This is a genomic window from Kineococcus arenarius subsp. arenarius, from assembly GCF_050871845.1.
Lineage (GTDB): Bacteria > Actinomycetota > Actinomycetes > Actinomycetales > Kineococcaceae > Kineococcus.
Window position 1 is genome coordinate 24,941 of sequence record NZ_JBJLSE010000039.1, and the last position, 9,229, is coordinate 34,169.

Here is a 9,229-nt window from a genome sequence, read left to right on the forward strand (position 1 = left end):
CCGACGTGCGCCGGCGAGGGGCTCAGGCTCCGGGGCTCCAGCTGACGCCGTGCTGCGCGACGGGCGTGGGCAGCACCAGCCAGCCACCCTGGCCCGCCGCCACCTCCTCGACCTCCCCGGCACGGTGCGAGGGCACCAGCACCAGGGCGCTCGGGCCCGCACCGGAGACCACCGCGGCCAGGCCGCGCTCGCGCAGAGCGCGCAGCAGGGACGCCGTGCGGGGCATCGCCGGACCGCGCTGGTCCTGGTGCAGGCGCTCCACGGTGGCGTCCAGCAGCAGCTCCGGCGCGCTGGTCAGCGCGTGCACGAGCAGGCCGGCGCGACCCGCGGTGAGGGCGGCGTCCGCGTGCGGCACCGAGGCCGGCAGCAGCGCCCGCGCGCGGGAGGTCGCCAGCTGCTCGTCGGGCACGCACACCACCGCGCGCACGTCCGGGTGGACCGGCAGCCGCACCGAGCACACCGCCTCGGGGTGGGTGGGGTCGTCACCTCGGCTCCAGGCGATGGTGAAGCCGCCGAAGACGGCTGGGGCGGCGTTGTCGGGGTGCCCCTCGCGGCGGCTGGACTCCAGCAGCAGCCGCTGGCGCAGCGGTGCACCGTCCTCGCCCCCGCGACCGGCCGCGGCCAGCAGGCCGTGCGCCACCGCCAGCCCCGCGACGATCGCCGAGGCCGACGACCCCAGCCCCCGGCCGTGGGGGATGACGTTGCGGCACAACAGCTCCAGCCCGCTCACCGAGAACCCGGCGGCGGCCAGCTCCTCCAGCGCGACGCGCGCCACGAGGTGCCGCTCGTCGGCGGGGAGGTGGCCGGCCCCCTCCCCCTGCACCTGCACGCGCACCCCGCCGGGCACGGTGCGTGCCCGGACCTCGTCGTGCAGGTCCAGCGCCAGGCCGAAGGCGTCGAAGCCGGGGCCGAGGTTGGCGCTGGTGGCCGGCACCCGCACGGTCGTGGCGGTGCCCACCGGCAGGGCGGCCGCCGGGGCCGTGACCGCGGGACCCGGGACTGCGCTCACGTCGGGCACCGCGCTCAGACGTCGAGGCCGAGGGCCCGCGCGATGGTCACCGCGTCGGGCTGCACCCGCACGGGCTCCACGGCGCGGCGCCGTCCGTCCGCAGCGGTGGGCCCGGCCAGCTCCAGGGCCCACTGCGGGTCCTTCAGGCCGTGCCCGGTGACGGTGACGACGATGGTCTGGCCCTCGGCGACCTCACCGGCCTCGCAGGCGGCGAGCAGGCCGGCGACGCCCGCGGCCGAGGCCGGCTCGACGAAGACGCCCTCCCTGGAGGACAGCCAGCGGTGGGCGGCGAGGATCTGCTCGTCGCTGACGGCGTCGATGCGCCCGCCGGAGTCGTCGCGCGCGGTGGTCGCACCGCTCCACGAGGCGGGGTGACCGATGCGGATGGCGGTGGCGACGGTCTCCGGCTCGTCGACGGGGTGCCCCTTCACCAGGGGCGCCGCGCCGGCGGCCTGGAAGCCCCACATGCGCGGGCGCTTGGTCGAGACGCCGTCAGCGGCGTACTCGCAGTAGCCCTTCCAGTACGCGGTGATGTTGCCGGCGTTGCCGACGGGCAGGGCGTGGATGTCGGGGGCGTCCCCGAGGACGTCGACGACCTCGAACGCACCGGTCTTCTGACCCTCGATGCGGTACGGGTTGACGGAGTTCACCAGCTCCACCGGGTACGCCTCGGCGAGCTTGCGGGCCTGGGTGAGGCAGTCGTCGAAGTTGCCGTCGACCTGCAGCAGCGTGGCGCCGTGGGCCACCGCCTGGGACAGCTTGCCCATCGCGATCTTGCCGTCGGGCACGAGCACGGCGCAGCGGATCCCCGCCGCGGTCGCGTAGGCCGCCGCGGAGGCGGAGGTGTTGCCGGTGGAGGCGCAGATGACGACCTCGGCACCGTTCTCGGCGGCCTTGCTCATCGCCATCGTCATGCCGCGGTCCTTGAAGGAGGCGGTGGGGTTGCAGCCCTCGACCTTGAGGTACACCCGCCCGCGGGCGCGCTCGGACAGGTGCCGGGCGTACACCAGGGGCGTGCCGCCCTCCCCGAGCGTGACCACGGGGGTCGCCTCGGTGACCGGCAACCGGTCGCGGTACTCCTCGATCAGACCCCGCCACACGTGCGCCATCAGGCGACGCCCCCCTTCGCCTCAGCACGGGCCTCGTGGCCCTCCACGCGCAGCACGCCCGCCACCGAATCCACGATCTCCAGGTCCTCCAGCTCGTCCACCGTCGCCGACAGCGCCGCGTCCGGTGCGCTGTGCGTCACCACGACGAGGACCGCGCGCCCGCGCCCGCCCGGCCCGGTCGGCTCCTGCCGCTGCTGCACGGCCTCGATGGAGACGCCGTGGGCGGCGAACACACCGGCGACCTGCGCCAGCACACCGGGCTTGTCGGCCACGTCCAGGCGCACGTGGTAGCGCGTCACCGTGTCGTCCATGGGCAGCACGGGCAGTTCCGCGTAGGCCGACTCCCCCGGCCCGCGGCCACCGGCGCGGCGGTGCCGGGCCACGGCCACCACGTCGCCGAGCACGGCGCTGGCGGTGGGACCACCGCCCGCGCCGGGGCCGTAGAACATCAGCTCGCCGGCGGCCTCGGCCTCGACGAAGACCGCGTTGAACGCCCCGCGCACCCCGGCGAGCTGGTGCTCGCGCGGCATCATCGCCGGGTGCACGCGCACCGAGACGGCGTCCTCGCCGCCGGGACCGGTGCTGCGCTCGGCGATGGCCAGCAGCTTGACGACGCAGCCCTGCGCCTGCGCGGCGCGCACGTCCGCGGCGCTCACCCCGGTGATGCCCTCGCGGTGCACGTCGTCCAGGGCGACGCGGGTGTGGAAGGCCAGGGAGGCGAGGATCGCGGCCTTGGCGGCCGCGTCGAAGCCCTCCACGTCGGCGGTGGGGTCGGCCTCGGCGTAGCCCAGCGCCTGCGCCTGCTCCACGGCCTCCGCGAACCCCATGCCGGTGGTGTCCATCTGGTCCAGCACGTAGTTGGTGGTGCCGTTGACGATGCCGAGCACGCGGGTCACCCGGTCGCCCACCAGGGACTCCCGCAGCGGCCGCAGCAGCGGGATGGCACCGGCGACGGAGGCCTCGTAGTAGAGGTCCACGCCGTGCTCGGCGGCCGCCTCGTACAGCGCGGGCCCCTCGGCGGCGAGCAGCGCCTTGTTCGCCGTGACCACGGAGGCGCCGTGCTCGATCGCGCGCAGCATGAGGGAGCGGGCCGGCTCGATGCCGCCGATGACCTCCACCACGACGTCGGCGCGGGTGACGAGCTCCTCCGCGTCGGTGGTGAACAGCGCCGGGTCGACCGGCAGACCGCGCTCGCGCCCCAGGCGGCGCACGGCGATGCCGACCAGCTCCAGGGGCGCGCCCACCCGGGCGGCGAGCTCGTCGGCCTGCGTCGTCAGCAGCCGGGCCACCTCGGTGCCGACCACCCCGCACCCGAGCAACGCGACCTTCACCGGCTCCACCGCAGCTGTCCCTCCACCGTCCCGACACCTCGGCCCCCGCGGGGCAGAGCACACCCTCTCAGACCGCGCGGCGCCCGTGCGCCACCACGCCCGTCACCCCGCGTCGAGCGACAGCAGGTCCTCGGGCGTCTCGCGGCGCACCAGCACCGTCGAGACGCCGTCGCGCACCGACACCACGGCCGGGCGCGTGATCTGGTTGTAGTTGCTCGCCATGCTGCGGCAGTAGGCACCCGTGCCCGGGACCGCCAGCAGGTCGCCGGCGCCCGCGTCGGCCGGCAGGAACTCGTCCTTGACGACGACATCCCCGCTCTCGCAGTGCTTCCCGACGACCCGGGAGAGCACGCCCTGGGGGGGGGGGGGGGGGGGGGGGGGGGGGGGGGGGGTTGTGGGGGGGGGGTGGGGGGGGGGGGTGGTGTGGGGGCTGGCGCGCGCGCCGCACCCGAACCCCCCGCGCCCCCCCCCCCCCCGCCGCGCGCCCCCCCCCCCCCCCCCCCCCCCCCCCCCCCCCCCCCCCCCCCCCCCCCCCCACCCCCCCCCCCCCCCCCCCCCCCCACCCCCCCCCCCCCCCCCCCCCCCCCCCCCCCCCCCCCCCCCCCCCCCCCGAGGCGAGCGTGGCGGAGTAGTCGGCGTCGTACAGGGCGGTGCGGATGTTGTCGCTCATGCCGCCGTCGACGGACACGTACCGCCGGCGCACGCCCCCGTCGAGCTCGACGTCCTTGGTGGTACCCACCTCGTAGAGCGTGAACGTGCTGGGCGCGGCGATGGCGCGGCCGGGCTCGACCGAGATCCGCGGCACCGCGATGCCCTGGGTCAGGCACTCGCGCGCCACGATCTCGGCGAGGCGGCCGGCGATCTCCTGCGGCGGCAGGGGGTCGTGCTCGGAGGTGTAGGCCACGCCGAAACCGCCGCCGAGGTCCATCTCGGGCAGCGTCACGCCGTGGTCGCGCTCGACGGTGCGGTGCAGCCCCAGCAGGCGGCGGGCGGAGACCTCGAAACCACCCATGTCGAAGATCTGCGAGCCGATGTGGCTGTGCAGGCCCAGCAGCCGCAGCTCCGGGCGGGACAGCACCTTCGCGACGGCCGCCTCCGCCGCACCGGAGGCCAGCGACAACCCGAACTTCTGGTCCTCGTGGGCGGTGGCGATGTAGGAGTGCGTGTGCGCCTCCACCCCGACGGTGATGCGCAGCATGACGGGCGCGACGACGCCCAGCGAGGCCGCGACGTCGGCGACGACGTCGACCTCCTGGAGGGAGTCCACGACGATGCGGCCCACCCCGGCGCGCAGCGCCTTCTCGATCTCGCCGCGCGACTTGTTGTTGCCGTGCAAGGCGATCCGCTCACCGGGCACCCCGCCGCGCAGGCCCAGCTCCAGCTCGCCGGACGAGGAGGTGTCCAGGCTCAGGCCGTCCTGCGCGAGCCAGCGCGCCACGCCCGTGGCGATGAACGCCTTGGTGGCGTAGTAGACGTCCGCCCCTCCGCAGAGGTCGGCGAAGGCGTCGGCGAACGCGTCGCGGAACGCGGTGGCGCGCGAGCGGAAGTCGAGCTCGTCGACGACGTACAGCGGGGTGCCGTGCGTGGCGGCGAGCTCGGCGACGCCGACGCCGCCCACGCGCAGCGCACCGGCGGCGTCGCGCTCGACGGTGCGCGACCACAGCTTCGGGAGCAGCTCGTTGACGTCGGCGGGCGGGCGCAGCCACCCGGGCACGATCGCGATGGACGAGGACCCCGGGGAGTGCATCTGCCCGGCCTCGTGGGAGCGGGCCACTACATGCGCTCCGGAGCGCTCACGCCCAGCAGCGCCAGGCCGTTGGCCAGCACCTGCCGGGTGGCGTCGTTGACCCACAGCCGGGTGCGGTGCACGTCGGTGACCTCCTCGCCGGCGCGGGGGGTCACCCGGCAGGCGTCGTAGAACTTGTGGAACCGGCCCGCGAGCTCCTCCAGGTAGCGCGCCAGGCGGTGCGGCTCGCGCAGCTCCCCGGCGCGCGCGACCACGGAGGGGAACTCCGCGAGCGCCGCGAGCAGGAGCGACTCGGTCTCGTCGGTCAGCAGCGCCGGGTCGAAGGCGTCCTCGCGGCGCACCCCGGCGGCCGCGGCGTTCACCGCGACGTTGGAGGTGCGGGCGTGCGCGTACTGCACGTAGTAGACCGGGTTGTCGTTGCTGCGCTTGACGAGCAGGTCCAGGTCGATGTCGATGGAGGTGTCCACCGACGAACGCACCAGGGAGTACCGGGCGGCGTCGACGCCGACCTGCTCGACGAGGTCCTCCAGCGTCACGACGGTGCCGGCGCGCTTGCTCATGCGCACCGGCTTGCCGTCCTTGACGAGGTTCACCATCTGGCCGATGAGGATCTCGAGGTTGGTGCCGGGCTCGTCGCCGAACGCCGCGCACATCGCCATCATGCGGCCGACGTAGCCGTGGTGGTCGGCGCCGAGCATCAGCACGCAGCGGTCGAAACCGCGCTCGCGCTTGTCGAGGTAGTACGCCAGGTCGCCGGAGATGTAGGCCGGCTGCCCGTCGCTCTTGACGACGACGCGGTCCTTGTCGTCACCGAAGTCGCTGGTGCGCAGCCAGGTCGCGCCGTCGGCCTCGTAGACGCGGCCCAGCTCGCGCAGCCGCGCCACGGCCCGCTCCACCGCGCCGGAGGTGTGCAGGGAGTCCTCGTGGAAGTAGACGTCGAACTCGACGCCGAAGTCGGCGAGGGTCTTCTTGATCTCGCCGAACATCAGCTCGACGCCCTCGCGGCGGAACGTCTCCTGCTGCTGCTCGCGCGGCTGCTCCAGCAGACCGGGCACCCGCGCGACGACCTGCTGGGCGATCTCACCGATGTACGCGCCGCCGTAGCCGTCCTCCGGGGTGGGCTCGCCGTGCGCGGCGGCCAGCAGCGAGCGGGCGAAGCGGTCGATCTGGGCGCCGTGGTCGTTGAAGTAGTACTCGCGGGTCACCTGCGCGCCGGAGGCGGTGAGGATGCGCGCCAGGGAGTCGCCGACCGCGGCCCAGCGGGTGCCGCCCAGGTGGATGGGGCCGGTGGGGTTCGCGGAGACGAACTCCAGGTTCACCTTCTCGCCGGTGGGCTCGGCCGCGGTGCCGTAGGCCGTGCCGGCCTCGACGATCGCGCGGGCCAGCTCACCGGCCGCGGCGGCGTCCAGGGTGACGTTGAGGAACCCCGGGCCGGCGATGTCCACGGCCTTCACGCCCGCCACCCGCGCGAGCCGCTCCTGCAGCAGGGCCGCCACCTCGCGGGGCGGGCGCCCGGCCCTCTTGGCCAGCTGCAGGGCGACGCTGGTCGCCCAGTCGCCGTGCTCGCGGTTCTTCGGGCGCTCCACGCGGACCTCGGCCGGGACGTCGGCGGGGTCGAGGGACAGCTCGCCGGCCTGCACGGCCGACATCAGAGCGTCCCGCAGTGCGGTGGAGAGCTCGGCGGGGGTCACGGGGCCCAAGCGTACCGGTGGGCACCGACCCGCCCGGGCGCACGCCGGGGCCCGGGCGGGCGGTGGTCGGGGGTGCGCGTGGACGCTGGTACGGTTGCTCCTGCTGTCAGCCCCCGTAGCTCAGCGGATAGAGCATCGGCCTCCGGAGCCGTGTGCGCAGGTTCGAGTCCTGCCGGGGGCACCTCCGCAGTCGACGAGGCCCGCGACATCCCACCGGGCGCGCCGGCCCTGGCGGCAACCCTCTCGGGCTCCCTCGCGGGAGCAGTGGCGTCGGGGATCGTCTTCACCATCGCCTTCTACGCGCTGGCGCTGCTGGTGGTCGCCGCACGGGTGAGCGTGCTGGTGACGTACGCCGCGGACTACACCCAGCGGCAGGCGGCCGAGCCGGGACTGGCCTTCCCCGGCACGACCGCGAGCCTCGGCGACTTCCCGTGCTCCTCCACCGCGGTGTCGACGACGTTCGGGCCGACGGACGTGACCGTCACCACCCCTGCCCTGCGCAGGGTGGTGACGGTGCACGCCCTGGTGGCGTTCGTCTTCAACACCGTGGTCGTCGCGCTCCTGGTCTCCACGCTGATCGGCTAGGGCTGGCCGGCGGGCTCGCCCCCGGGCGGCAGGGGCGGGTCGAACCCCTCGGGCAGCGCCCGCGGGGTTCGGGTCCGTGGGGGCCCGGGTGAACCCCCCGGGGCCCGGCGGTTCACCGCGTCGGCGCGGACGAGCCGTCCGCGCCGACGCGGATCCCGAACTCCCGGCGCAGGGCCCGGCGGGCGGCGTGCACCCCGGCCATCCCGTGCACGCCCGCCGAGGGCGCCGTGGCGGCCGAGCACAGGTACGTGCCCGGGGACGGCGCCGGCAGCGGCACCCGGTACGGGTCCCAGCGCGGCACCGGACGGAACAGCAGCTGCCACGGCGTGACCGCACCGGCGGAGACGTCCCCGCCCACGAGGTTGGGGTTCTGCCCCTCCAGCTCGGCGGCGGTCACGGTGCGCCGGGCGAGCACCCGGTCGCCGAAACCCGGGGCGAACCGCTCCACCTGCGCCTGCACGGCGTCGCCCACGTCGACGGTGGACCCCACGGGCACGTGGGCGTAGGTCCACAGCACCTGCTGCCCGGCGGGGGCGCGGGAGGGGTCCAGCACCGAGGGCTGGGACAGCAGCACGTACGGGCGCGCGGCGTGCCGGCCGGCGGCGACCGCCCGCTCGGCGGCCACGACCTCGGCGCGGGTGCCGCCGACGTGGACGGTGCCGGCGCGCTCCAGCCCCGGCGCCGCCCACGGCACCGGACCGTCCAGGGCGAAGTGCACCGGCGCAGCGGCGGCGCGGTGCCGCCAGCGGCGCAGCCACGCCGCGTAGCCACCCGGCAGGCGGTCCCCGGCCAGCCGCAGCAGCCCGCGCGGCACGACGTCCAGCAGCACCGCGCGGGCCGGCGGGAGCTCTCGCAGGTCGCCCACCTCCACGCCGGTGCGCACGGCGCCGCCGAGGCGCACCACCTCGGCGGCCAGGGCGTCGGCGATCGCCTGCGAGCCCCCGCGCGGCACCGGCCACCCGACGGCGTGCGCGAGGGTCGCCAGCAGCAGCCCGGCCCCGGCCGGGCCCGGCGCGCGCGGCGGTGCGACGGCGTGCGCGGCCACCCCCGTCAGCAGCGCCGCGGCGGCCTCCGTGCGGAACCGCGCCCCCCAGGCGGGCCCGCCCTGCTCCAGCACGGCCAGGCCCAGGCGGGCGGCCGCGGCAAGCTCGCCGCCCGTGCGCGGCGGCGTGCGCAGGTCCCCCAGGGCCAGCGCGACGACCTCGCGCCAGCGCTCGACGAGCGGGCCCAGCAACCCGCGCCAGGCGGGCCCGTCGAGGCCCAGGCCCGCGGCGGTGGCCGTCAGGTCGCGCAGGGCCAGGGCTGCCCGGCCGCCGTCGAGGGGGTGCCCGTAGGCGACGTCGGGCTGCAGGAGCTCCACGCCGTGCGCGGGCAGGTCGAAGGCGCGGAAGAACGGCGAGGCCAGGGCCATGGGGTGCACGGCGGAGCCCAGGTCGTGGGCGAACCCGGGCAGGGTCAGCTCGCCGGTGCGCGCTCCCCCGCCGACCGTCGGGTTGCGCTCGAGCACCTCCACCCGCAGGCCGGCCCGGGCCAGCACGACGGCGGCGGCCAGCCCGTTGGGCCCGGCCCCCACCACGACGGCGTCCACCGCTGCGTCCACGCCCCGACCCTGGCACGCGACGGTCCCGCGCGCCCCTCCCCTCGCCCTCCCCGGGGGGGGGGGGGGGGGGGGGGGGGGGGGGGGGGGGGGGGGGGGGGGGGGGGGGGGGGGGGGGGGGGGGGGGGGGGGGGGGGGGGGGGGGGGGGGGGGGGGGGGG

Annotated in this window: 6 protein-coding genes, 1 tRNA gene and 2 pseudogenes; 2 read left to right on the top strand and 7 right to left on the bottom strand. The window is 76.6% G+C overall.

Features of this window, described 5'->3' with window-relative positions:
- Window positions 1–22: 22 nt before the first annotated feature.
- The 6 genes and pseudogenes from thrB to argS all read right to left on the bottom strand — a co-directional run bounded on the left by thrB (window position 23) and on the right by argS (window position 6,887).
- Entirely contained in the window at window positions 23–964 is a 942-nt protein-coding gene (thrB, locus tag ACRYM0_RS11330) for a homoserine kinase (protein WP_432505114.1), read from the bottom strand.
- A gap of 59 nt (window positions 965–1,023) precedes the next feature.
- On the bottom strand, window positions 1,024–2,118 hold the full coding sequence (gene thrC, locus ACRYM0_RS11335) for a threonine synthase (protein ID WP_432505101.1): 1,095 nt from the start codon (window positions 2,116–2,118) through the stop codon (window positions 1,024–1,026).
- Window positions 2,118–3,449 carry a homoserine dehydrogenase gene (locus tag ACRYM0_RS11340; RefSeq protein WP_432505103.1) on the bottom strand — a complete coding sequence of 444 codons (1,332 nt, stop codon included), beginning with the start codon at window positions 3,447–3,449 and terminating at the stop codon, window positions 2,118–2,120. Before ACRYM0_RS11340 ends, thrC begins: the two co-directional genes overlap by 1 nt.
- A 102-nt stretch (window positions 3,450–3,551) precedes the next feature.
- Window positions 3,552–3,800 (bottom strand): annotated as a pseudogene (locus tag ACRYM0_RS11345) (diaminopimelate decarboxylase); the annotation flags it as partial.
- A 259-nt stretch (window positions 3,801–4,059) separates the two neighbouring features.
- Window positions 4,060–5,196, bottom strand: a pseudogene (gene lysA / locus ACRYM0_RS11350) (diaminopimelate decarboxylase); the annotation flags it as partial.
- Window positions 5,197–5,222: 26 nt separating this feature from the next.
- The gene (argS, locus tag ACRYM0_RS11355) at window positions 5,223–6,887 is read right to left on the bottom strand and encodes an arginine--tRNA ligase (protein WP_432505105.1); all 1,665 of its coding nucleotides are present in this window, start codon (window positions 6,885–6,887) and stop codon (window positions 5,223–5,225) included.
- Between the two features lie 109 nt (window positions 6,888–6,996).
- Here argS and ACRYM0_RS11360 point away from each other — a divergent pair.
- Window positions 6,997–7,068, top strand: a tRNA-Arg gene (locus tag ACRYM0_RS11360).
- 83 nt (window positions 7,069–7,151) lie between these two features.
- Window positions 7,152–7,472: a DUF1345 domain-containing protein gene (locus ACRYM0_RS11365; RefSeq protein WP_432505106.1), complete on the top strand. Its 321-nt coding sequence runs from the start codon at window positions 7,152–7,154 to the stop codon at window positions 7,470–7,472.
- A gap of 112 nt (window positions 7,473–7,584) precedes the next feature.
- Here ACRYM0_RS11365 and ACRYM0_RS11370 read toward each other — a convergent pair whose 3' ends face one another.
- Entirely contained in the window at window positions 7,585–9,072 is a 1,488-nt protein-coding gene (locus tag ACRYM0_RS11370) for a phytoene desaturase family protein (protein ID WP_432505108.1), read from the bottom strand.
- Window positions 9,073–9,229: the final 157 nt, after the last annotated feature.